This window comes from Polymorphobacter multimanifer (assembly GCF_014205635.1).
Lineage (GTDB): Bacteria > Pseudomonadota > Alphaproteobacteria > Sphingomonadales > Sphingomonadaceae > Sandarakinorhabdus > Sandarakinorhabdus multimanifer.
Genome location: NZ_JACIIV010000003.1, coordinates 49,474 through 69,990, shown reverse-complemented (window position 1 = coordinate 69,990; position 20,517 = coordinate 49,474). Strand labels below are relative to the sequence as shown.

Here is a 20,517-nt window from a genome sequence, read left to right as displayed (position 1 = left end):
GGCCATGATCAACGCGCCCCCTCCGCCCCCCGTCTTCTGGCCAGCACTGCCGGCGCTGCTGGCAACCCTGCCGCCATTCACCATTCCCGTCGTCTGGACTGGAGAACGACCGTCCTGCCCGCATGTTTACATCGGGGCCGCTCCCCGCCTTCCTGCCCGCCGTTCCGCCGCCACCCTCGGCCCGCACGGACTGGCGCTCCACCTCGCCCCCGGCGACGAGGGACATGCGCTGGCGCTGATCGCCGCCTTCCTGGCTCCCGAAACCACCCCGGCCGCCACCGCGCCCGCCAGCCGCGCGCTCCTCGCCCTCGCCGCCCGCGTCGCGCCGCGCGATGTGTCGGTGCTCATCGAGGGCGCCACCGGCACCGGCAAGGAAGGGCTTGCCCGCCTCATCCACCAGCTTTCCCCTCGCCGCGATGCATCCCTGGTCGCGGTAAACTGCGCCGCGCTCCCGGAGGCCATGTTGGAAGCAACATTGTTCGGCCATGAGCGCGGCGCCTTTACCGGCGCCGTCGCCGCCGGCCGCGGCCTGTTCCGCGAGGCCGATGGCGGCACGCTCTTCCTCGATGAAGTCGCCGAGCTGCCGCTGCCGCTGCAGGCCAAGCTGCTCCGCGCCCTGCAGGAGCGCGAGGTCATGCCCGTCGGCGCCACCCGGCCCGTCAAGGTCGATGTCCGCCTCATCGCCGCCGGCAACCGCGATCTTGCCGCCGACGTCGCTTGCGGCCGCTTCCGCGCCGATCTCTACTATCGCCTCGCCGTCTTTCCGCTGCGCACCCTGCCGCTCGCCGAGCGCATCGAGGATCTGCCCGCCATCGCCGCCGCCCTGCTGCTCCGCCGCGCCCGCGAGGCGTGCCACGGCACCGCCACCGTCCCCATCGGCTGGCTCACCCCATCCACCGTCGCCGCGCTCATCGCCCACCCCTGGCCCGGCAACGTCCGCGAGCTTGGCAACGTCCTCGACCGGGCGCTGGTGATGGGAGACGGCACCACGATCGACACTCACGACCTGACCTTCGACACCCCCTTCCAGCCCCGCAATGCCCTTCCACGACCCCTCCAGCACCCCCCTCACAACCCTGCGCTGACCGGGGCCGTCCGCGCCCAGGAGGAGCGCAGCATCGCCTGCGCTCTCGCCGAAGCCCCCACCCGGCGCGCCGCCGCCGCCCGCCTCGGCATCAGCGAGCGCACGCTGCGCTACAAGATGGCCGGCATCGCGTCGCGCAGCCCAGGCTTCCCCCGCGAGATGCGGCTCCAGTAGATGTTGCCGCCGGTCGATGCCTCGTCGGTGATGGCGCTCAGGGCGCGCATCCTCGCCCAGTCCGAGCAGCTGGGCGCGCTGTCACGCACGGCAGATGCCCCGAAACCCGCCGTCCCCTTCGAATCGGCGATGAGCGATGCCCTCAAGGCGGTGAGCCAGGTGCAGGACGATGCCGGCGCCCGATCTGCTGCCTTCGAGCGCGGCGAGACACAGGATCTCGCCGCGGTGATGATCGCCCGCCAAAAGGCCAGCCTTGCCTTCGAAGCCACGCTGCAAGCGCGCAACCGCCTGCTCGGCGCCTACAAGGACGTGATGAGCATGCCGCTATGATTGCGGTAATCCGGCATGGCTGAAACGGCGATCATCGACGTATCCGCCGGCGGCGCCAAGGCGCTGCTGCCGCAGCAGCTCCGCGACGCGTGGGAAAATCCCGCCATCGCCGCGATCCGCCCCGCCATCATCGCCGCCGCCGCCCTGCTGCTGGCGCTTGCCGGCTGGTCGATGCTGCGCGAGCCTGCCTGGCGCCCGCTCTATGCGGAGCTTTCGGATGGGGACAAATCCGCAGTCCTCGAAGCGCTGCAAGGCGGCAACTACACGGCGCGTATCAACCCCGCCACCGGCGGCGTCGAAGTCCCCGATGCCGATGTCGCCGCCGCGCGGATTCTCCTTGCCGGCCAAGGCCTTCCCAAGTCCGCCCGCGCGCTCGATCCGGTGGGGGACATGCCGCTTGGCATGAGCCGCGCTGTCGAGGCCGCCCGCCTCAAGTCCGCACTCGCCGGCGAGCTCGCCGCCTCGATCGAAGCCATCGACGGAGTCAAGCGCGCCACCGTCCATGTCGCCCTTCCCGAGCCCAGCGTCTTCGTCCGCGACCGGGTCCCCGCCTCGGCCTCGGTCTTCGTCACTCTCGCCCCCGGCCGCGTGCTCGGGGAGGCGCAGGTCCGCGCCATCGTCTGGCTCATCAGCTCGAGTGTCGCCGGCCTCGCCCCGGAACGCGTCAGCGTCGTCGACCAGTCCGGCGCACTCCTCTCGGCCGGCGTCGCCGCCGGGGAGGCGGCCCAGCTCGGCTATCAGGCCCGCCTCGAAGCCCAGGTCCGCGAGCGCCTCGCCAAGCTGCTGACCCCCTTGCTCGGCCAGGGCCGCTTCACCGCCGAAGTCACCGCCGACGTCGATTTCAGCGAGAACCAGTCCGCCTCCGAGCGCTTCGAACGCGAAGGTTCGGTGCTGCGCTCCGAGCAGGCGAGCCGCAGCCTCGAAGCCGCACCGCCGCCGGCGCGCGGCATCCCCGGTGCGCTCAGCAATACAGCACCCGCCGCTGCCCAGGTCGCGGGCACGCCGCCTGCCGACACCGCCGCCGCCGGGACCTCGCCGCAGCAGATCACCAACGAGACCACCAACCGCGCCTGGGAGATCGGCAAGGATGTCCGCGTCTCGCGCGGCGGCGCCCCCGCGCTCCGCCGCCTGTCGGTGGCGGTGGTCATCGACCGCGATGCCATCGCGCGTGATGGCAAGGTCCCCGCCGGCGAGCTCGAAAGCCTGCGCCGCATCATCGCCGGCGCCATCGGCGAGGATGCCCGGCGCGGCGACCGCATCGAGGTCGTGCTGCGCCGCTTCGCCCCCCCGCCCGAGGAGCCGGATACCACCTGGTTCCAGTCGCCCGCGGTCAAGGACAATTGGCCGCTGGTGCTGATGGCGCTGGCCGGCGTGCTGGCGCTGGGTGCCGCAGGCTGGTTCGCATGGCGGCTCCGCAGGATTCGCAAGGCCCGCGCCGCTGCCGCCCTTGCCGCCGCCATCGGTCCCTCCCAGCCCGACCGCGTCGATGGCGGCGATCTCGCAGCCGCCCCCCCAGCGGGGGCCGACGCCGCAGACTCCCAAACCCCCAACGAAAAGCGCACCGCCGCCCTCGCCGCCGCCGGGCTGCCGCCGCTGCTCGATTACCAGGGCAAGCTCGGCGCCACCCGCGAGCTGGTCGATGGCGACACCGACCGCGCCACGGCTGTGGCGCGGATGATGCTCGCCGATGACGGGGCCGAACCCGAAGCCGAGGCGACATCATGAGTGCTGCCCTCGCCCAGATGCTCGCCGATGGTACAGCACCACCCCCCGCCGCCGTGCTCACCGGCGCGCAGAAATGCGCCATCTTGCTGCTGCTCCTCGAAGAAGCGCAGGCTGCCGAGCTGCTCCGCCGCCTCAGCGCCGCCGAGGTCCGCTCGGTCGGCGAGGCGATGCTCACCGTCGCCGAGATCGCCCCTGCGACCGTCGATGCGGTTCTCGACGAGTTTCTGGCGCGCACCCGCACCGTCGAGGCGCTCGATGCCCAGGGCCGCGAGGCACGCGCCCGCATCGGGCTGGCGCTCGGCAGCCCCCGCGCCGAGCGCGTCATCGAGGCAATCGGTCCACCCGCCGCCGTCAAGCGGCTGGCCGGGCTCGACTGGCTCGATTCAGCCGCCGTCGCCGGCCTCATCGCCGATGAGCACCCCCAGGTTGTCGCCGTGGTGCTGGCGCATCTGGAGACGGCACGCGCCGCCGCCGTCCTCGATGCGCTGCCCGCGACCCTGCAGACCGATGCCGTGCTGCGCCTCGCCACACTGGGTCCCGTCGCCCCCGCCGAAGTGGCTGCGCTGGAAGCCGATCTCGATGCCAAGCTCGCCGAGCGCACCCGCAGCGAGGGTGCTGTGCGGCTGGCGGGCAAGGATTTCACCGCCGCCCTCGTCAACCTCTCCGCCAACCAGGCCGCCCTGATCGCAGCCCTTGCCGCCGTCGATGCCGATCTTGCCGGCGCAATTGCCGAGAGCAGCTTCGGCTTCAACGACCTGTCGAAGCTGGCCCCGCGCGAGCTGCAGCTCGTGCTGCGCGAGCTCGACCAGGCGGTGCTCACCGTGGCGCTCAAGGGCGCCACCCCCAGCCTACGCGAACTCGTCTTCGCCGCCATGTCGAGCCGTGCCGCCGACCAGTTGCGGGACCAGCTTGCCGAAACCGGTCCCACCAAAAAGGCCGATGTCGCCGCTGCCCAGGCCGAGGTCTGCGCGCTCGTTCGCCGGCTCGGCGAGGCGGGTACGGTGATGATGCCGGGAGCCACCGGCTATGTCTGAAGTCAGCCTCATGCGCAGCACCGGCCTCGCCGGCCTGCTCTGCGCGCTACAGCCAATTGTCTGCGCCGAGCCGCCGCAAGCCGAACCCGAGGCCGATCCGGAGCCGCAGGTGTCGATCGAGGACGTGCGCGCCGAAGCCCATGCCAAAGGCTTCGCCGAGGGCGAGGCTGCCGCCGCTGCCGCACTGCTGCCGCACCGCACCGCCCTCGAAGCCGCCGCCGAAGTGCTCATCGCCGCGTGCAGCATCGATCCCGCAGCACTCCGCACGCCGCTCGCAGCCCTCGTCCGCGCGATCGCCGAGCGCGTTCTCGCCGCCGAGCTCGCCACCGGAGCCACCGTGCTGCTGCCGCTCGTCGAAGCAGCCCTGGCCGAACTCGTCCCCGACGCCGCCCCGGTGCTCCGCGCCCACCCCGATACGCTCGCTGCCCTCGAGGGCCATCTCGCCGGCCTCGCCGTGCAACCCGATCCGGCAATGCGCCCGGAAAGCTTCAGCCTCGAAGGCCCGACCTTCCTCGTCAACGCGAGCCTCGCCGCCCGCCTCGACGAAGCAATGGCGACCCTCGCATGACCGCCACCGCCGCCCTGCAGGCACTCATCGCCGCCGCGCGCCCGCCCTTGCTGCCGGTGCGCCGCGCCGGCCGCGTGATGGCCTTCGATGGCACCACCTTGGAGGCGGTCGGCCTCGAAGCCGTGGTCGGCGGCCAGGCGCAGGTCGGCGAGGCCCGGCAGGACGCCGAAATCATCGGCTTCCGCGATGGCCGGGCACTGCTCATGGGCCTCTCCCCGCTCGCCGCCATTCCGCCGGGTGCGCCGGTCTGGGGCTCGGGGCGCGCCGCCGATGTGGCGGTCGGCGAGGCCCTGCTCGGCCGCGTGATCGATGGCCTCGGTCGTCCGCTCGACGGGCTGGGGCCTGTGCTCACCGATGCCGTGCGCCCGCTCGCCGGCCAGGCGCTGGCGCCGGCGGCGCGCGCCCGCGTGCAGCTGCCGCTCGCCACCGGCGTCCGCGCCCTCGATGGCCTGCTCACGCTGGGGCGCGGCCAGCGGGTCGGCATCATGGCCGGCACGGGCGTGGGCAAATCGGTGCTGCTCGGCCAGATCGCGCGCTGGGCGCACGCCGATGTGGTGGTGGTGGCGCTCATCGGCGAGCGCGGCCGCGAGATCACCGATTTCATCGAGACCGAGCTTGCCGGCCCGGCGCGCGCCCGCACCGTCACGCTGGCGGTGCCCGCCGGCGACGCGCCGCTGCTCCGCGTCCGCGGTGCCGAGCGTGCGCTGGCCATCGCCGAGCACTTCCGGGACCAGGGTGCCCATGTGCTGCTGATCCTCGACAGCCTCAGCCGCGTCGTCCATGGCGCCCGCGAAGTCGCCCTCACGCGCGGCGAGAATGCCGGTGGCCGCGGCTATCCGCCGTCCGCCATGGCGCTCATCGCCTCACTCGCCGAACGCGCCGGCGGTGCCCGCGCCGGCGGCGCCATCACCGCGATCATGACCGTGCTGCAGGAGGGCGACGACAGCGGCGACCCGGTCGTCGATGCGGCACGCGGCGTCATGGACGGGCACATCGTGCTCAGCCGCAAGCTCGCCGGCCGCGGCAGCTTCCCCGCCATCGACCTTTCCGCCTCGGCGAGCCGGGTGATGCACGATGTCACCGACGCCGGCCATGTCGCTGCTGCGGCGCGCTTCCGCCGGCTCAACGCGCTGATCGAGGACAATCGCGATCTCGTGCTGATGGGCGCCTATGCCCCCGGCGCCGACCCCGAGCTCGATGCCGCGCTGCTCCTCGCCCCCGGCCTCGAAGCCTATCGCTGCCAGCCGCGCGACCAGGCTGCCGGCTGGGACGAAAGCCTCGCAGCCCTGTGCACGCTGGTGGCAGCATGAGCGCGCCGCTCGATCGCATCGTCCGCGTCCGCCGTGTGCGCACCCGGTCCGCCATGGCGGCGCTCGGCCGGGTGCAGGCCCGCCAGCTCAGCGAAGCCGGCCTGCTCGCCCGCGTCCGCACCCTGCTCGTGGAGGGCGGTACCCGGCCCGGCCCGATCGGTGCCGCCGAGCTCAAGGCGCGGGTGGCGAGCGACGCCATGCTGGCCCGCCTCGCCGAAGATGTCAGCCGCCGCCTCGGCGGCTCGACCGAGGAGCGCGCCCGGCTCGGCGAAGCCCTTGGCCGCGCCCGCGCCGCCCTCGATGCCGCCGTCGAGCGCCGCGCTGAGCGCGAAGCCGAAACCGGAGGCGCCGAGCGATGACAGCACTGACAGCGCTGCTGCTGCCCGGCCTCGCGCAACCCCCCGCCAGTCCGCCGGCCATCCTTCCGCCTGCCGGTCCGCCGGCGATGCTTCCGCCTGCCAGTCCGATGCTGCCCCCGGCACCCCAGGCTCCGCCCGCCGCATCGCCGTTCGCCATGGCACTGCTGGCGGCCATACCCGCACCCGTCCAGGCGCCCGCCGCCCAACTCCCGATTGTCCCGCCAGATATCCCCCAGCCACGCGAACCTGCACCAATGCTCACCCGCGCCGACATCCATTCTGGCAGCGGGCCGGCGCCGGTTTTGCAGCCGACCCCGCGCGACGCCGACACACCTGTCCCGACAGCACCCGAAACCACCCTCCGGGTGCCCCTCGACACCCCTTCCACGACCCCTGAAGCCGACCCCGAAGCACCGTCAGCGGACCCCCTCAGTCCGCCGCCAGCCACCCGTCCGCAACGATCACGTCCGTTGCCCGAAGCCGAGATCGTGCTGCCTTTCGCATCCCCGAAAGCGCCCGCTAAAGCGCCCGCGCCAGCCCCCCGGACACCCCTCGACGACCCCGCCGAGCCGCCCGCGCCGACCCTCGCCATGCCGTTCGTGCCCCTCGACCAGCCAATCCCGCAACAACAGCAACCAGCCACAATCCGGCAGGACAAGCCCGCAATGCCGGTCGTTCCCCAGGCCGTCCCAGCCCCCCGCGACCAGCCGCTCCCCGCCACCCAGTCGCCCCTGTTCGCGTCCGAAATCCCGTCCGCGCAAAACCCCCCACAGCCTCGCTTCGAAGCGCCGACAATCCTGCCGCCCCATCCTTCCGAACCTGAAAAGAAACCTCCGCAAGCAATTGCCATTGCAACGGAAACCATCCAGCCCGCACAGCAGGTCGACACCCCCACGCCGCTGCCACCCGACCCCATGCCAGCCCCCGCGCCACGCGCAGCGCCGGCCGAAATCCTGCCGCCACCAGCACGCCCCGTCATCGCCGAAGCGCCCCCGAGCGCAACAGTCGAAACCGAACGCCTCGGCTCCATCCGCCTGGCGGTCGAAAGCGGCGGGGAGGGTACCGTGAGCGTCAGGATGCAGGTCCAACCCAGCGCCGCCCCTCCGCTGGAAGCCGGCCGGACTGCCCTTGCAGAAGCCCTGCAAGCCCAGGGACTGCGCCTCGACACCTTGCTCGTATCTCTCACGCCGTCTCAGGAAACGGCCCCAAACAACGGAGAAGACACGGGTCGGCCACGCCTTCAGGACATGTCAGGCCAGCATGGCAACACCCCGGACGGCCGAAGCCGCCGCGAGCCACCCCCCCCTGCTGCAGCCGCATGGCGCTCGGCCGTAGATGACATCACGCTGCACGACGCGCGCCGCGGTCCCACACCCGACCGCTTTGCCTGACCCCGGAGATTCGCATGGCCGACGCAAAACCCAAGGACGAAACCCCCGGCAAGCCCCCCAAGGCGCGCAAGGGCGGCATGCTGAAAACGCTCGGACTGGGCCTGGCTTTCATCCTTGCCGCCGGGGCCGCAGGCCTCGGGGCCACCGTCGGAGTGCTCAAGTTCGGCAGCAGCTATCTGCCTGGTAAGGCAGCTGAATCGGGCCACGCACCATCCACCGCATCGTTGGTTCTGCCGATCGAATATGTCGAGATCGACACGCCTTTCACATCGAACCTCGTCGACACCGGCCGCTATTTGCAGGTGCGGCTTTCGGTCGGCACCACTGCCGGCCCGGCTGTGGTCGCCGCTGTCACCCGGCACAAGCCCGCAATCATCTCAGCCGTCCTGGGCGTTCTCGGCGAAGCGACCGAGGCCGATGTGGCCGACCGGGCGGCCAAGGACGCGATGCGGGTCAAGGTGCGCGAAGCCATCAATGCCGTGCTCCGCGGCCGCGGCGTTGCAGGTGCTGTCGACGAAGTGTTCTTCACCTCGCTGGTCATCCAGTGAGCGAGCTGCGGATCCGTTCGGAAGCCGCAGCCGAGATGCTGTGGCCTGAAAACTTCCTGCCACCACAGGCAGTTGGCAGCACCAGCATGGCGGACACTGCGCCGCTGGTGCTCGCGGTGGGTGCCGCCATCGAGCGACTGCTCCGCCGACCGGTGTCGGTGTTGCCAGCCAATTTCGACGAAGTCGAAGCGGCGCAGGAGGGCGGCGGACAGCGGTTGGCGGCGCTTTGGCTCTCGCTGCGGCTTGGCGGCAGCATGGAGTCAGCCCAGATCAGCAGCGGCATGGTTGGCGCCACCTGGGCCCGCTTCCGCGACCAGCTGCTCGCCGCTGCAGCCGCTGCCGTGCCGGAGTGGCCCGACGACCTCGATCAGCTCGCGGTGCTGGTGACTGTGGGATCGGGGCGCGGGGCGGTGGAGGATGTGATCGTGATGAAGGCGCCGGCGCGCGAGAAGCCTCCATGCCTGCCGGCAAGCCCCGCCCTCGCAGCGCAGCTCGCAGCGATGCCGATGCGGATCACGGTCGAACTCGCATCGGCAGACATGAGCTTGCACGCACTGCTGCCGCTGCATGCCGGCCAGGTGCTCGCCATCCAGCCGGTGCGCGAGATGCGGCTGCGGCTGGGGGACCATGGCATCGGCACCGCGACCCTCGAGCCGCTGCCCGACGGCAGGCAGGTCGCCACTCTGCTTAACATCGATGTCGAACGTATGGGAGAAAGAATATGAATGCAATGAATCCAGGGGGTTTGCACCCCGATGAAGAGCAGGTCGCCGGCCTGGCACTGGGCGCTTTCGGGGGCATTTCGGTGCGGCTTTCGGTCGAAGTGGGGGCGGTGCGGCTGCCGCTGCGCGATGTGCTGGCGCTGCAGCCGGGGGCGGTGCACACGCTCGATCGGCGGGTCGATGCGCCGGTCGATGTGCTCATCAACGACCGGCTGATCGCGCGGGGCGAGATCGTGACGATCGGCGATCGCTTCGGCGTGAAGCTTACCGAGATCGTGGCCGGGGTGGCGGGATGATGGCCCTTGCGGTCTGGCGGGCGCGGCTGACCGGCATGGTGAAAGCCGCCGATGCGCGCCGGCATGCCCGTGTCGTTCAGCTGCTGCCGCTGGGTCCGGGGTCGCGGCTGCTGGTCGTCGAATTCGGCGGGCGGCGGCTGTTGCTGGGGCAGGGACGCGGCGCGCTGGTGCGGCTTGCCGAGGCCGATCTTGCATCGGCGGCGGTTGAGCCCATCACATGAGCATGGCGGCCTTGATGGTGCAGGCCGTGCCGTCGCTGCCCGGCGGGCTGCCCTCTGCGGTGCCGAGCCTGAGCGGGGCTATCCAGATCCTGCTGGTGATGTCGGCGCTCACGCTGCTGCCGGCTGCACTGCTGATGATGACCTGCTTCACGCGCATCGTCATCGTGCTTGCCATCTTGCGGCAGGCGCTGGGGCTGGGGCAGAGCCCGCCGAACCAGCTGCTGGTGGGAATCGCGCTGCTGATGACGGTGTTCATCATGCGGCCCGGCCTCGAGCGGATCCATGATGGCGCCTACAAGCCCTTGATGGACGGGCAAATTCCGGCCGAACTGGCGCTGGGACGCGCCGGCGATGAACTGAAGGGTTTCATGCTCGGGCAGACGCGCGAGGCGGACCTGCGCAAGTTCGCCGAGATTGCCCGGGCCGGGCCGTTCGCCTCGCCCGACGATGTGCCGTTGCCGGTGGTGCTGCCGGCGTTCGTGGCGAGCGAATTGAAGACGGCGTTGCAGATCGGCTTTGTCATCTACCTGCCGTTCCTGGTGATCGACCTCATCATCTCCTCGATCCTGATGTCGATGGGGATGATGATGGTCTCGCCCGCCACCGTAAGTTTGCCGGTAAAGCTGGCGCTGTTCGTTATGGTCGATGGGTGGTCGCTGGTGCTGGGCGCGCTCGCCAAGAGCTTTGGAGGCGGGTGATGCGGCTGCTCGTGCAACTCGCCGCCGACATGCCCGATGACCGGATGATGGCCGCGCTGACGCGCGATGCGGTGCAGATGTTCGCCACTGGCGCGCTCATTTTTCTCGTGCCGGTGCTGATCGTGGCGGTGGTGGTCGGGCTGGTGCAGACCATCTTGTCCATCTCGGAACAGAGCCTCTCGTTCCTGCCCAAGCTGATGACACTGGTGGCGATGCTGCTGCTGGCGGGCGAGCGAGTCATGCACGGTCTGGCCAACCTCCTGGAATCAGGGCTTATCGATATGGTGGGGGCAATCCGCTGATCCCTCTGCCGGCCTTTGATCCGATGGGCGCGCTGCTGGCGTTCACGCTGGCGGGTGTGCGGCCGATGGTGATGATGGCGCTGCTGCCACCGCTGGCCGGGGCAGCGCTGCCCTGGTCGGCGCGGCTGGCGGTGGTGGGGGCGATGGCGGTGTTCCGCAGCTTCGGACCACACGCGGAAGCGCTGGCGCCGGACAGCCTGGCAGGTGAGGTGCTGGCCGGCGTGCTCGCCGGGCTGGCACTGGCGGTGGCTTTTGCGGCGGCCAGCATGGCGGGCGAGGTGGCGGCGAGCATCATCGGGCTGGGCTTTGCCAGCTTTGCCACGGCGGCGGGCAATGTGTCGGTGCTGGGGCAATTCTATGGGGCGGTGATGGCGCTCGCCTGGGCTTCCACCGACGGGCATCTGCGGCTGCTGGAGCTGATGTCGGGGGGCATTTCGGGAATGGAAGCGGTCACTTTGGGGCAGCTTTCGGCCTATGGCGGGGTGATGTTCGGGGGTGCCTTGCGCATGGCGTTGCCGATCGTGGGGCTTTTGCTGGTCGGCAATCTTCTGGTGGCGCTGGCGGTGCGCGCGGCTCCGCAACTGGGCGCGCTCGCAGTCGGGCCGCCGCTGCTGCTGATGCTGCTCGTATGGGCGCTGCCGCTACTGCTCGAAGGGCTGGTGGACCGGGCGCGGGTGACGCTGGAAACTGCTGCGGTTCTGGTACGATGAGCGAGGGCGAGAAGACGCAGGCTGCAACCCCCAAGCGGCGGGCGGATGCGCTGAAGGAGGGCAATGTCTGGCAGCCGCGCGAGATCGGGCCGGCGGCGGCGGTGCTGGTGGCGGCCCTTCTGGTGACAGTGGCGGGCGAGCGACTGTGGTGGGGGATGGCGGGGTTTCTCGCCGAGATGCTGGCGGGGGCGGGGGCTGCGGTGTCGGCCGACGACATGGTGAGCTTCGGCACGAGCCATGTGCCCTGGCAAGGGCCGGTGGTGCTGGCGGTGGGGGTGATGCTGGCCACCGGCGGGCTGGCGCAGGCGGCGGCGCGGCATGTGTCGCTGGGGCTTGCGGCGCCGAAGTTCAGCCGGCTGAGCCCGGTGAAGGGGTTGCAGCGCATCTTCTCGGCGCAGGGGTTGACCGGGGCCGGCACGGCGCTGCTCAAGCTGGCGGTGATCGGCGGTACCGGGGCGGTGGTCCTGCTGCCGCTGGTGGGGCAGCTTGCGGAGGCCGGGGAGGGTGTCGGGGGGGTGTCCGCGGTGGGCTCGGCGGTGGTGCGGCTGCTTGGGGCGGGTGCGTGCGCGATGCTGGTGGTGGCGATGGTCGATGCCGCACTCGGCTGGTGGAGCCGCGAGCGCAAGCTGATGATGAGCCTCGACGAGGTCAAGCGCGAGAGCCGGCAGGACAATGGCGCGCCCGAGCTCAAGGCCGCGATCCGCCGGGCGCAATATGCGGCTGCACGGCGTCGGCTGCAGACAACGCTGGCCGAGGCTTCGGTGGTGCTGGTCAACCCGGCACATTTTGCTGTCGCCCTTCGCTACCGGCCGGGGGAAGATGCCGAGCCGGTGGTGCTGGAGAAGGGCCGCGAGGAGGTGGCGCGGGCGATCATCGCCGTGGCGCAGCAGCTTGGGCGGCCGGTGGTGCGCTCGCCGCGGCTGGCGCGCGCGCTGTTCTTCACGGCAAGGGTGGGGCAGGGGGTGCGCGAGGAGCTTTATGTGGCGGTGGCGACGGTGCTGGCGTTCGTGATGCGGGTGGATGAAGCCGCACGCGATGATGTGCCCGCCGTCGAGGTGCCGCCGGAGTTCGATTTCGACGAGACCGGCGCGCGGCGCAAGCCGGGCGCGCCGCTGCCGTTGTAGGGACCATGGCCACCGACATCATCAGCCAGCTCGGCGCAGGGGCCGGCATCAACAGCCGCCAGGTGATCGACGAGCTGGTGGCAGCGCAGCGCACGGCGCAGACGACACCGCTCAATGACCGCCGTGCGGTGTTGAACAGCCGCGTCGATGCGCTTGGGCAGCTCCGCGATGCACTGGGCGCCATCGCCGGATCGCTGCAGGAGCGAGTGCGCAGCGGCGCTTTCGGGCTGCAGCCGCGCGCGAGCGACACGGCGGTGGCGGTCGAGCGGTCCGGGCTGGGGCCGCAGGCGGCGTTCGAGGCGTCGCTGGTGGTGGAGCAGCTCGCCGCCGGGCAGCGACTGGTGGCAGCACCTGTGGCCACGCTCGACACGCCGGTGGGGCAGGGCAGCCTGAACTTCGTGTTCGGCCGCCGCACCGATCTGGGCGGGGGGGACTTCAGCTTTGCTGCCGGTGGTGCCGAGGCGGATTTCTCGGTGGTCATCGGGCCTGGGAACAACACGCTGGCGGGGATGCGCGATGCCATCAACGCCGCGTCGGGTGGCGCAGTGACGGCGTCGATCGTCAATGCCGGCAATGGCTTCAGCCTTGTCTTGCGCGGCAAGGAAGGGGCGGCGCGCGGCTTTGTGGTGAGTGCGGCCGAGGACGTGGATGCGCCGGGGCTTTCCGGCTTTGCCTATACCAGCGGCAACCGTGCGCTCGGCTTTTCGGCTGCGGCGGCCGATGCGGTGATGATCTATGACGGGGTCACCGTGAGCCGCGATACCAATGTGGTCGACGGGCTGGCGGATGGCGTGCGGCTGCGGTTGCAGCGCACCACCGGGCCGGAAGGACTGGCGCTCGGCGCAAACCGTGACCGCGCCGCCCTTGCGAGCACGCTGGCCGACTTTGCCGACACGCTGGGCGCGATGCGCGGGCTGATCGGTGATTTTCGCCGAGGCGCCGCCAATGGCGAGCCCGCCGGGCCGCTGGCGGCCGATTCGACGGCACGATCGATGGACCAGGCGTTGGCGGCACTGGTGAGTGCGCCGGTGGCTGCCGCCGGTGGGCTGCGGCTGCGCGACCTGGGGGTGGAGGTGACGCGCGAGGGCGCGGTGCGCTTCGATGCCGCGCGCTTTGCGCAGATCACGCCCGAGCAGGAAGCACAGGCCGAGACGTTGCTTGCTGCGCTCTCCGGCAATGGCAGGGGGCAGGGACTGGTGGCCTTGCAGGCGATTGGCGGGTTGGCGACGCCCGCGACCGAGGGGCTGGACCGGCAGCGCCGCAGCGTGGACGAGGCGCTGGCGCGCGCCGAAACGCGGCTGGAGGCGTATCGAACGCAGCTGGTTCGGCAGTTTGCGGCAATGGATGTGCTCGTGGCCTCCTCCAAGGCGGTGGGCACGCAGCTGACGCAGCTGGTGGACAGCTGGTATTCGCGCGGCCAGTGATCCTGCCGCTCAGGCGGACGGGGTGATGTGCAGGCGCCGCATCTTCTCGATGAGGGTGGTACGCTGCAGCCCGAGCAGCCGCGCACTGCCGGCGATGGTGCCGCCACAGGCGGAGAGGGCGGCGCGGATATAGGCCTGTTCGAGATCGGCGATGAGCTGCCGCAGGTCGACGCCATGGCCGGGATCGAGCTGCGGGAGCGTCATCGGCGGCAGCGTGCCGCCGAGCACGTCGTTCATGGTCTCGGTGACGCGCGTTGCGCTCCCGCCGACGACACTGCCGCCAACGACACTGGCGCCAGTGGGGCGCAGCAGCCGCGGTAGCGCATCACGCGTGATCACCTCGCCGGGGTGGTGGGCGCGGGTGCGCTCGACGAAGTTCTTGAGCTCGCGGACGTTGCCGGCCCAGGGATGGTCCATGAGCAACGCCATGGCAGCTTTTTCGAAGCGGATCGGCGGGGCGCCCGCGGTGAGGCAGAAATGCTCGACGAGCAGCGGAATGTCCTGCGGGCGGTCTGCGAGCGGGGGCATTTCGATGCGGATGACATCGAGACGATAGAGAAGATCGGAGCGGAACAGCCCGCGATCGATGGCTGCAAGCAGATCGACGCTCGTCGCCGAGATCAGCCGGACCTCGACGGTGATGGGGATCATCCCGCCGACCCGCTCGACGACACGCGTTTCCAGCGCGCGCAACAGCTTGGCCTGCATCGCCAGCGGCATGTCTCCCACTTCATCGAGAAATAGCGTGCCGGTGTGCGCCGCTTCGAAACGGCCGGTGCGCGCGCGAGTGGCGCCGGTGAAGGCGCCGGCCTCATGCCCGAACATCTCGCTCTCGAGCAAATCCGCGGCGACGGCTGCACAGTTGAGGGCGATATAGGGCGCGCCGGCGCGTCGGCTCTTCTGGTGGAGCAATTGTGCCGCAACATCCTTGCCCGATCCGGAAGGGCCGGTGATCAGCACCGATGCTGGACTGTCGGCAACCTTGTCGATTTCATTGCGAATGGCGACCATTGGCGGGCTGACGCCAATCAATGTTGCGAGATGCCGACTTGCTCTGAGGGCGTGTCGTTGCATGGGCTATCCCACTCGAGCGTTGCTACAAGTTAACAGAATACTAATAACTTGTGTCCCTCTTCAGCCACTTGCCTTTGATAAAACTATCTTCAATAGTTTTTGAACAATTACTTTTCCGAAATGAATGGGGTGGCGACAGCATTATCATGAGATACAACCAGATTGACACTTTGCCGGCGCTGCGCATTGCAACTGATTATCCCGATCGCCTCACGGCCGACGCGCGCTGGGCGGAGGTGCCGTGGCGGGCGGATGCCCTGGGCATCGATTGCGTGCTGGCATGGCGGGAGGGGTCGATCACGGCGCTGGCGGCGAAGGGGGTGCCGCTGGTGGTCGCCATTGATGCGGAAACGCCCGCGGCACTGGTCGACTCGACGGCTCATCATGTGTTTGCCGATGACCCTGCCGATGTGGTGGCAATGATCCTTGCGCGCGCTGCGGCGCGGCCGACGGCGGGCTGGCGCGAGCGCGCCGATGACCCGGCAATCATTTCCGCCCTGTCGCTCGAAGCTGCGCGGATTGCCGAGGCGCTGGCGCGGCTCGCCGCCGAGGCGCGGTCGCCGGGCCAACCGGCGCGCGTCGACAGCACGCTGGTGCGCAAGCTCATCAGGTTGCGCCGGGACCGTGACAGGTATTTTCCTGCCGAGATCTTTGCCGATCCGGCATGGGACATGCTGCTCGATCTGGTGGCGGCGCGGCTGGAGGGCCGGCGGGTATCGGTCTCCAGCCTGTGCATCGCTGCCAGCGTGCCGACGACGACGGCGCTGCGCTGGATCAGGAGCCTCGCCGAAGCGGGCATCTTCGCGCGGGTGACCGATGTTGCCGATGCGCGGCGCACCTGGATCGACCTTTCGGACACGGCGCATGGTGCGATGATGGCGTGGCTGGGGCGCTTCGCCGAGCAGTTCTCGCCGGTGTGAGACTCGTCCCGCTTCAACCGAGCAGAAGCTCCCGGGGATAGCAGCGGGCGACAGGTGCGGCGGCGTCGCTGTCGTCGATGCGGAGCCAGCAATCGGCGTCGAGCAGCGAGTGCAGGATGTGCGAGCGTTGATCGAGGTCGGTATCGACGACCAGCCCTTTGCCGCTGTCCCGGCCGCGCCGGCCGCGCAGGAACAGCGTGATGCCCGGGCGGCCGGCGGGGTGTTCGTGCACGGCGATCCCGGTTTCCGGGGGCAGGCCGAGCATCTGCCGGAGGGCGGCCGCCACGAAGAACCGAAATGCCACCAGTGCGGCCAGCGGCGTGCCCGGCAGGCCGAAATAGGGGCGGCCATCGGGCAGCAAGGCAAACAGCAGGGGCTTGCCGGGCCGCATGGCTATGCCGTGGAACAAAACCGACGCACCCAGTGCTTCGAGACGGTCCCGCACCAGATCGAAGCGGCCCACCGAAACGCCGCCGGTCGACAGGATGATGTCGCCGCTGCCTGGCGCCAGCGCGGTGGCGAGTGCGGCGTCGAGGGCGGCCGGGCTGTCGGCGACGCGGCCCACAAGGGTGCAGGCAAGTCCCGCTGCGGCGGCACAGGCAGCGATCATCGGGCTGTTGCTGTCGACAAGCTCTGCTCCGGAGGCGCGCTCGTCGCCGGGGCCGAGTTCGCTGCCGGTTGCCAGCAGTGCCAGGCATGGTTGCCGGCGGACGCCGACATGGCGGATGCCGAAGGCCGTCAGTACGCCGACGGCATCGGGGGGAATGCGGACGCCGGCCGCGAGGACGAGGCTGCCCGTGCTGCAATCCTCCCCGATGGCGCGGACATTGTGGCCGGGGGCTGCCGGCCGGCAGATGGCGACCCTGTCTCCATACAGAGTGGCGGTCTCGCGCATGACCACGGCATCGGCCCCCGGCGGGACGGGCGCGCCGGTCGCGATCGGCACGGCGGTGCCGCGGGCAAGAGGCGGCGGCGTGGTGCCGGCGGGGACCATGGGGCCGAGCGGGAGCAGGACCGGCGCCGCGAGCGTTGCCACGGCGAGATCGTGGCTGGCGACGGCATAGCCATCCATGGCCGAGGCCGGGAAGCGGGGCGTGTCTGCACCGGCATGCACGGGCGATGCAGTCACGCGGCCGGCTGCCGATGCGACCGGGACGATCTCGCTGCCGAGTGTCTTCACCGTGGCGCGGATCAAGGCGAGCGCCTGCGTGACGGTCAGCCGCGGTGCCGTCTCACGGTTAACAGCCTCACGGGGCGCTGTCTCACATGTCGTTCTCTCACATGTCGTTCTCTCAAGGCGCATCGGCGAGCCCCTGCAGGTCTTCGGGCGTGTTGATGTTGACGATCGGCAGCGCCAGCCGGCGCGGTGCGGCACCGATGCTGACCGCCCATCCCAGCATCGACCGGCGTGGATTCGACGCAATGTGCGCATCGAGCAGCGCCGCCGCTGCACAGGGCCAGAGGCCGATGACCTGCGTATCCGCCAGATAGGCGGGCGATGGCGAGAGGATGTCGACGAGGTCGCGCGGCAACCTCGGGGTGTCGCAGGGGGCGGTGAGAACCATTTCGAAACCGCGGGCCTGGCCGGCGTGCAGCGCAGCGGCAAGCCCTCCCAGCGGGCCAAGGCCGGGATGCGGACGATCAGCGAGCGCTTCGAGCCCGGGAAAGGGGCGGCCGACGATGACGATGGCATCGCATTGGCGCCGCAGGGCAGCGACGACATGCTCGATGAGGGGACGCCCATCGAGGCAGGCGACGGCCTTGTCGGTGCCGAAGCGGCGCGACTGGCCGCCGGCGAGGATGGCGCCGAGGATGCGGGTCAAGGGCTGGACTCCTCATGCTGATCGGTGGCGAGCAGCGCATCGGCGCGGGCGAGGACGCGCAGGGCGAGGCCGGCGGCAGCGGCGCGCTGCACGGCGAGGTGCGTGGGGGCCGAGATGGTGGCCAGCATCGGGCAGCCGGCGAGCACCGCCTTTTCGACAAGCTCGAACGAGCAGCGGGACGACAGCAGCGCGAACCCGCCGTCCCACGCCATGCCGGAACGCAGAATGGCGCCGATCAGCTTGTCGAAGGCATTGTGGCGGCCGACATCCTCGCGGGCCAGCCTGATCGCACCATCGGCGGCACAGGCGGCGGCGGCATGGACAGCGCCGGTGATGCGATTGAGCGGCTGGTGATCGGACAGGGCTGCAAGGGCAAGGAAGACTTCGGCGTTGCCGGCCCGCGATTTCGTGACGATCTTGGGCAAGGGCCGCAGTGCCTGTTCGAGGTTCTCGATGCCGCACAGGCCGCAGGAGGAGTCCGAGACACGGTGGCGCACGCGGTCGAGGGCGCGGTCGGCGACGCGGGGGGCGAGGGTGAGCCGGGCAAGGATGCCGTCGGGGGTGGCGTGGGTGTCGATGTCGAGAATGTCGTCGATGCCGTCGATGAGGCGTTCGGAGAGGACGAAGCCGCAGGCCAGGTCGTGCAGATCGGCCGGGGTGGCCATGAGGACGGCATAGCCGAAGCCGTTCACCTCGATCGCGATCGGCGTTTCATGGGCGAGGGTGCGGATGATCGGTCGGCTTTCGCCTGTGGCATCGATGCGCTCGAAAGCCACGTCCGCCGTGACATCATGGTCGGAGGCGGTCGGCAGTGGGGGTGCGATGTCTTCGTCGATCGCCACGTCGTCCCCTTCCCGTTGCATGACAATATCCTTGGGGAACGCTTGGCGGCGAATATCGTTCATTCCCTGTTCGAAATCAGTCGAGCCGCCAGGGGAGCCGTTGATGAATGCCTATTGCGGCCCGCCGCCGACCCCGATGGATTGGGTGTCGCAATGGAATTTCGATCCTTTTGTGATTGGTGGGTTGTTGCTGCTGCTGGGTGCTGGATTCCGGGCGCAGCGTGACCATCCGGATCGTCAACGCAGCCTGGTTATGGCGGTTGGCGTTTTTGCGATCCTGTTCCTTTCGCCCCTGTGCGCGCTTACAACTGCATTGTTTTCAGCGCGGGTTTTGCACCATCTGCTGCTTGTGGCCGTCGCCGCGCCATTGCTGGCGCTGACATTTGCGGCACGCGCCACTGCGTCGGCGGGGGGCAGTTTTGTCGTTGCGACCATGGTGTTCTGGGCATGGCATGTGCCGGTGCTTTACACGGCGGCGCTCGAGAATACGGCGATCTATTGGGCGATGCAGGCGAGCCTGGTAGTGACGGCGTTCCTGTTCTGGCGTGCGACTTTGCTGTCCGGCCAGCCGGCGCAGGGCGTGCTGTCGGTGGTGGGTGCCGCAGCGCAAATGGGATTGCTCGGGGCGTTGCTGGCCTTTGCGCCGACGCCGCTTTATCCGCCGCATCTTGCATCGACACTGCCCTGGGGCCTTGGCCCGCTGGCTGATCAGCAACTGGCCGGGTTGTTGATGTGGGTGCCGGGCATGTTGCCCTATGCCGTTGTCGGCGGCGTGCTGGCACGGCGGAGCTGGCGGACAGCAGCGTCCTGATGCTGTTGCTGGCAGTGAAGACATTGCACATCACCACGCTGGTGATCTGGTGTGCGGGGATGCTCGCGCTGCCGTTGATGCTTGCGGCGGATCATCAGGGGCAATCGCAGGAGAAATACACGCGGCTGCGGCTCACGCTGCAGGCCACCTATATCTGGGTCATCACCCCTGCCGCCGTGATTGCGGTGTTTGCCGGCACTGCGCTGATTTTCCTGGCCGAGGTTTACGTTCCCTGGATGTTTGCCAAGCTGGTTGCGGTCGGTTTTCTGGTCGGGCTGCATGGCCTAACGGGGCATGCGATCATCGACATTGGCGAAAACCCCGAGCGGGCGCGGTTGCAGCTCGCGGTGCCGCGCTTCGTGGCGGCGCTGGGGCTGATGGCGGTCATCCTTGTCCTTGTGCTGGGCAAGCCGGTCATCCCGCTCGACCTGGTGCCGGACTGGCTGATGACGCCGCGCGACATTCACCTGCCTTTCGACGAGGTGCCGATTTGATAGTCGAACACCAGCTTGCCGCCGTGCCAACCGGTGAGCGCCGTGGCGCCGGCCGCGAGCGCCGACACCAATATGCCCCATGGCAGCACCGCCTGCTCGTAACCATCGAGGCGATAACCCCAGTTTGCGCCGAGCACGGAGAGCAGCATCATCGCGAAGATGAAGTGCGACCAGCTCGCGGCGCGGCGGCGAATGCCGGGCACCATCAACAGCTCGACAGTGCCGGAAATGCCGGCGAGGACGCCGATCAGGAATGCCATGCCGCTCGCCCACAGGGCAGCCCGCGCCCAGAACAGCTCGCCGGTCAACCAGTAGAAGCCATCGGCGCCGAACGTGCAAAAGGCGAGGGCGACGGGAAATGCCACGAGCATCGCGTGGATCGGATGGCCGGCGACGGCGATCTTGGAGCCGGTCTCGTTGAATTCGGGGTGGGCCTGGATGGGATCGACGAGCTCGGGAGGCAGTTCGGCTGGCACGGAGGTCTCCTTTGTTAATCTGGCAACGCGCGGTCGTGGGGGTTTGTTCCCTGGTTG

At 69.8% G+C, this 20,517-nt stretch carries 25 protein-coding genes; 20 read left to right on the top strand and 5 right to left on the bottom strand.

The features are described 5' to 3' along the window. Nucleotides 1-4 precede the first annotated feature (4 nt). From FHS79_RS02500 to fliD, 17 genes are all read left to right on the top strand, one after another. The gene (locus FHS79_RS02500) at nt 5-1,258 is read left to right on the top strand and encodes a sigma 54-interacting transcriptional regulator (protein WP_184194879.1); all 1,254 of its coding nucleotides are present in this window, start codon (nt 5-7) and stop codon (nt 1,256-1,258) included. Next, nucleotides 1,259-1,588, top strand: coding sequence for a flagellar hook-basal body complex protein FliE (gene fliE / locus FHS79_RS02495; RefSeq protein WP_184194876.1), 330 nt, complete (start codon nt 1,259-1,261; stop codon nt 1,586-1,588). A 15-nt stretch (nt 1,589-1,603) separates the two neighbouring features. Further along, nucleotides 1,604-3,313 carry a flagellar basal-body MS-ring/collar protein FliF gene (gene fliF, locus FHS79_RS19095; protein ID WP_184194873.1) on the top strand — a complete coding sequence of 570 codons (1,710 nt, stop codon included), beginning with the start codon at nt 1,604-1,606 and terminating at the stop codon, nt 3,311-3,313. Beyond that, on the top strand, nt 3,310-4,347 hold the full coding sequence (locus FHS79_RS02485; protein ID WP_184194870.1) for a FliG C-terminal domain-containing protein: 1,038 nt from the start codon (nt 3,310-3,312) through the stop codon (nt 4,345-4,347). Before fliF ends, FHS79_RS02485 begins: the two co-directional genes overlap by 4 nt. Further along, the gene (locus FHS79_RS02480; protein WP_184194867.1) at nt 4,340-4,915 is read left to right on the top strand and encodes a FliH/SctL family protein; all 576 of its coding nucleotides are present in this window, start codon (nt 4,340-4,342) and stop codon (nt 4,913-4,915) included. Before FHS79_RS02485 ends, FHS79_RS02480 begins: the two co-directional genes overlap by 8 nt. Continuing rightward, nucleotides 4,912-6,225 (top strand): FliI/YscN family ATPase, encoded by a 1,314-nt coding sequence (locus FHS79_RS02475; RefSeq protein WP_184194865.1) that lies wholly within the window; start codon nt 4,912-4,914, stop codon nt 6,223-6,225. Before FHS79_RS02480 ends, FHS79_RS02475 begins: the two co-directional genes overlap by 4 nt. Beyond that, entirely contained in the window at nt 6,222-6,584 is a 363-nt protein-coding gene (locus FHS79_RS02470) for a hypothetical protein (RefSeq protein WP_184194862.1), read from the top strand. The genes FHS79_RS02475 and FHS79_RS02470 overlap by 4 nt, the downstream gene beginning before the upstream one ends. 470 nt (nt 6,585-7,054) lie before the next feature. Continuing rightward, complete coding sequence (locus FHS79_RS02465) at nt 7,055-7,975, top strand: flagellar hook-length control protein FliK (RefSeq protein WP_184194859.1); 921 nt, start codon at nt 7,055-7,057, stop codon at nt 7,973-7,975. A 14-nt stretch (nt 7,976-7,989) separates the two neighbouring features. Continuing rightward, complete coding sequence (locus FHS79_RS02460) at nt 7,990-8,523, top strand: flagellar basal body-associated FliL family protein (RefSeq protein ID WP_184194856.1); 534 nt, start codon at nt 7,990-7,992, stop codon at nt 8,521-8,523. After that, on the top strand, nt 8,520-9,248 hold the full coding sequence (locus tag FHS79_RS02455) for a hypothetical protein (protein ID WP_184194853.1): 729 nt from the start codon (nt 8,520-8,522) through the stop codon (nt 9,246-9,248). The genes FHS79_RS02460 and FHS79_RS02455 overlap by 4 nt, the downstream gene beginning before the upstream one ends. Then, a complete protein-coding gene (locus FHS79_RS02450; protein WP_184194850.1) occupies nt 9,245-9,541 on the top strand; it encodes a FliM/FliN family flagellar motor switch protein in 297 nt (98 codons plus the stop codon). Before FHS79_RS02455 ends, FHS79_RS02450 begins: the two co-directional genes overlap by 4 nt. After that, on the top strand, nt 9,538-9,762 hold the full coding sequence (locus FHS79_RS02445) for a flagellar biosynthetic protein FliO (protein ID WP_184194847.1): 225 nt from the start codon (nt 9,538-9,540) through the stop codon (nt 9,760-9,762). The genes FHS79_RS02450 and FHS79_RS02445 overlap by 4 nt, the downstream gene beginning before the upstream one ends. Before the next feature lie 2 nt (nt 9,763-9,764). Then, entirely contained in the window at nt 9,765-10,460 is a 696-nt protein-coding gene (gene fliP / locus FHS79_RS02440) for a flagellar type III secretion system pore protein FliP (RefSeq protein WP_243452596.1), read from the top strand. Then, a complete protein-coding gene (locus tag FHS79_RS02435) occupies nt 10,460-10,762 on the top strand; it encodes a flagellar biosynthetic protein FliQ (protein ID WP_184194840.1) in 303 nt (100 codons plus the stop codon). Before fliP ends, FHS79_RS02435 begins: the two co-directional genes overlap by 1 nt. Before the next feature lie 23 nt (nt 10,763-10,785). After that, nucleotides 10,786-11,472 carry a flagellar biosynthetic protein FliR gene (locus FHS79_RS02430; protein ID WP_184194837.1) on the top strand — a complete coding sequence of 229 codons (687 nt, stop codon included), beginning with the start codon at nt 10,786-10,788 and terminating at the stop codon, nt 11,470-11,472. Next, the gene (locus tag FHS79_RS02425; protein WP_184194834.1) at nt 11,469-12,596 is read left to right on the top strand and encodes an EscU/YscU/HrcU family type III secretion system export apparatus switch protein; all 1,128 of its coding nucleotides are present in this window, start codon (nt 11,469-11,471) and stop codon (nt 12,594-12,596) included. Before FHS79_RS02430 ends, FHS79_RS02425 begins: the two co-directional genes overlap by 4 nt. Before the next feature lie 5 nt (nt 12,597-12,601). Continuing rightward, nucleotides 12,602-14,020 carry a flagellar filament capping protein FliD gene (gene fliD / locus FHS79_RS02420; RefSeq protein WP_184194831.1) on the top strand — a complete coding sequence of 473 codons (1,419 nt, stop codon included), beginning with the start codon at nt 12,602-12,604 and terminating at the stop codon, nt 14,018-14,020. A gap of 9 nt (nt 14,021-14,029) precedes the next feature. On the opposite strand, the gene FHS79_RS02415 is transcribed toward fliD, so the two are convergent. Next, nucleotides 14,030-15,094, bottom strand: a complete 1,065-nt coding sequence (locus FHS79_RS02415) for a sigma-54 interaction domain-containing protein (protein ID WP_279380410.1) — start codon at nt 15,092-15,094, stop codon at nt 14,030-14,032. Between the two features lie 146 nt (nt 15,095-15,240). Here FHS79_RS02415 and FHS79_RS02410 point away from each other — a divergent pair, with 146 nt between their 5' ends. Further along, nucleotides 15,241-16,014 carry a hypothetical protein gene (locus tag FHS79_RS02410; RefSeq protein ID WP_184194825.1) on the top strand — a complete coding sequence of 258 codons (774 nt, stop codon included), beginning with the start codon at nt 15,241-15,243 and terminating at the stop codon, nt 16,012-16,014. A 13-nt stretch (nt 16,015-16,027) separates the two neighbouring features. On the opposite strand, the gene FHS79_RS02405 is transcribed toward FHS79_RS02410, so the two are convergent. The 3 genes from FHS79_RS02405 to fdhD are packed head-to-tail and all read right to left on the bottom strand — an operon-like array spanning nt 16,028 to nt 18,700. Next, nucleotides 16,028-17,317, bottom strand: coding sequence for a molybdopterin molybdotransferase MoeA (locus FHS79_RS02405; protein ID WP_274603684.1), 1,290 nt, complete (start codon nt 17,315-17,317; stop codon nt 16,028-16,030). Beyond that, on the bottom strand, nt 17,307-17,837 hold the full coding sequence (gene mobA, locus FHS79_RS02400; protein WP_184194819.1) for a molybdenum cofactor guanylyltransferase: 531 nt from the start codon (nt 17,835-17,837) through the stop codon (nt 17,307-17,309). The genes FHS79_RS02405 and mobA overlap by 11 nt, the downstream gene beginning before the upstream one ends. Continuing rightward, a complete protein-coding gene (fdhD, locus tag FHS79_RS02395) occupies nt 17,834-18,700 on the bottom strand; it encodes a formate dehydrogenase accessory sulfurtransferase FdhD (RefSeq protein ID WP_184194816.1) in 867 nt (288 codons plus the stop codon). Before fdhD ends, mobA begins: the two co-directional genes overlap by 4 nt. Before the next feature lie 82 nt (nt 18,701-18,782). On the opposite strand from fdhD, the gene FHS79_RS02390 reads away from it, so the two are divergent. Both FHS79_RS02390 and FHS79_RS02385 read left to right on the top strand, forming a co-directional pair. Continuing rightward, on the top strand, nt 18,783-19,490 hold the full coding sequence (locus FHS79_RS02390; protein WP_184194814.1) for a cytochrome c oxidase assembly protein: 708 nt from the start codon (nt 18,783-18,785) through the stop codon (nt 19,488-19,490). Then, complete coding sequence (locus FHS79_RS02385) at nt 19,490-19,984, top strand: CopD family protein (RefSeq protein ID WP_184194811.1); 495 nt, start codon at nt 19,490-19,492, stop codon at nt 19,982-19,984. The genes FHS79_RS02390 and FHS79_RS02385 overlap by 1 nt, the downstream gene beginning before the upstream one ends. Here the strand turns inward: FHS79_RS02385 and FHS79_RS02380 are convergent. Then, nucleotides 19,954-20,460 (bottom strand): DUF2231 domain-containing protein, encoded by a 507-nt coding sequence (locus FHS79_RS02380; RefSeq protein ID WP_243453437.1) that lies wholly within the window; start codon nt 20,458-20,460, stop codon nt 19,954-19,956. The genes FHS79_RS02385 and FHS79_RS02380 overlap by 31 nt on opposite strands. Nucleotides 20,461-20,517 lie beyond the last annotated feature (57 nt).

Excerpts from the sequence above, each read along its gene's own strand:
- fliF (WP_184194873.1), top strand. The coding sequence starts at position 1,604 with ATGGCTGAAACGGCGATCATCGACGTATCCGCCGGCGGCGCCAAGGCG.
- fliP (WP_243452596.1), top strand. The coding sequence starts at position 9,765 with ATGGCGGCCTTGATGGTGCAGGCCGTGCCGTCGCTGCCCGGCGGGCTG.
- FHS79_RS02390 (WP_184194814.1), top strand. The coding sequence starts at position 18,783 with ATGAATGCCTATTGCGGCCCGCCGCCGACCCCGATGGATTGGGTGTCG.
- FHS79_RS02480 (WP_184194867.1), top strand. The coding sequence starts at position 4,340 with ATGTCTGAAGTCAGCCTCATGCGCAGCACCGGCCTCGCCGGCCTGCTC.
- FHS79_RS02405 (WP_274603684.1), bottom strand. The coding sequence starts at position 17,317 with ATGCGCCTTGAGAGAACGACATGTGAGAGAACGACATGTGAGACAGCG.
- FHS79_RS02470 (WP_184194862.1), top strand. The coding sequence starts at position 6,222 with ATGAGCGCGCCGCTCGATCGCATCGTCCGCGTCCGCCGTGTGCGCACC.
- FHS79_RS02500 (WP_184194879.1), top strand. The coding sequence starts at position 5 with ATGATCAACGCGCCCCCTCCGCCCCCCGTCTTCTGGCCAGCACTGCCG.
- FHS79_RS02485 (WP_184194870.1), top strand. The coding sequence starts at position 3,310 with ATGAGTGCTGCCCTCGCCCAGATGCTCGCCGATGGTACAGCACCACCC.
- FHS79_RS02430 (WP_184194837.1), top strand. The coding sequence starts at position 10,786 with ATGGGCGCGCTGCTGGCGTTCACGCTGGCGGGTGTGCGGCCGATGGTG.
- fliE (WP_184194876.1), top strand. The coding sequence starts at position 1,259 with ATGTTGCCGCCGGTCGATGCCTCGTCGGTGATGGCGCTCAGGGCGCGC.
- FHS79_RS02445 (WP_184194847.1), top strand. The coding sequence starts at position 9,538 with ATGATGGCCCTTGCGGTCTGGCGGGCGCGGCTGACCGGCATGGTGAAA.
- FHS79_RS02475 (WP_184194865.1), top strand. The coding sequence starts at position 4,912 with ATGACCGCCACCGCCGCCCTGCAGGCACTCATCGCCGCCGCGCGCCCG.
- FHS79_RS02460 (WP_184194856.1), top strand. The coding sequence starts at position 7,990 with ATGGCCGACGCAAAACCCAAGGACGAAACCCCCGGCAAGCCCCCCAAG.
- fdhD (WP_184194816.1), bottom strand. The coding sequence starts at position 18,700 with ATGCAACGGGAAGGGGACGACGTGGCGATCGACGAAGACATCGCACCC.
- FHS79_RS02425 (WP_184194834.1), top strand. The coding sequence starts at position 11,469 with ATGAGCGAGGGCGAGAAGACGCAGGCTGCAACCCCCAAGCGGCGGGCG.
- fliD (WP_184194831.1), top strand. The coding sequence starts at position 12,602 with ATGGCCACCGACATCATCAGCCAGCTCGGCGCAGGGGCCGGCATCAAC.
- FHS79_RS02450 (WP_184194850.1), top strand. The coding sequence starts at position 9,245 with ATGAATGCAATGAATCCAGGGGGTTTGCACCCCGATGAAGAGCAGGTC.
- FHS79_RS02410 (WP_184194825.1), top strand. The coding sequence starts at position 15,241 with ATGAGATACAACCAGATTGACACTTTGCCGGCGCTGCGCATTGCAACT.
- FHS79_RS02415 (WP_279380410.1), bottom strand. The coding sequence starts at position 15,094 with ATGCAACGACACGCCCTCAGAGCAAGTCGGCATCTCGCAACATTGATT.
- FHS79_RS02435 (WP_184194840.1), top strand. The coding sequence starts at position 10,460 with ATGCGGCTGCTCGTGCAACTCGCCGCCGACATGCCCGATGACCGGATG.
- FHS79_RS02385 (WP_184194811.1), top strand. The coding sequence starts at position 19,490 with ATGCTGTTGCTGGCAGTGAAGACATTGCACATCACCACGCTGGTGATC.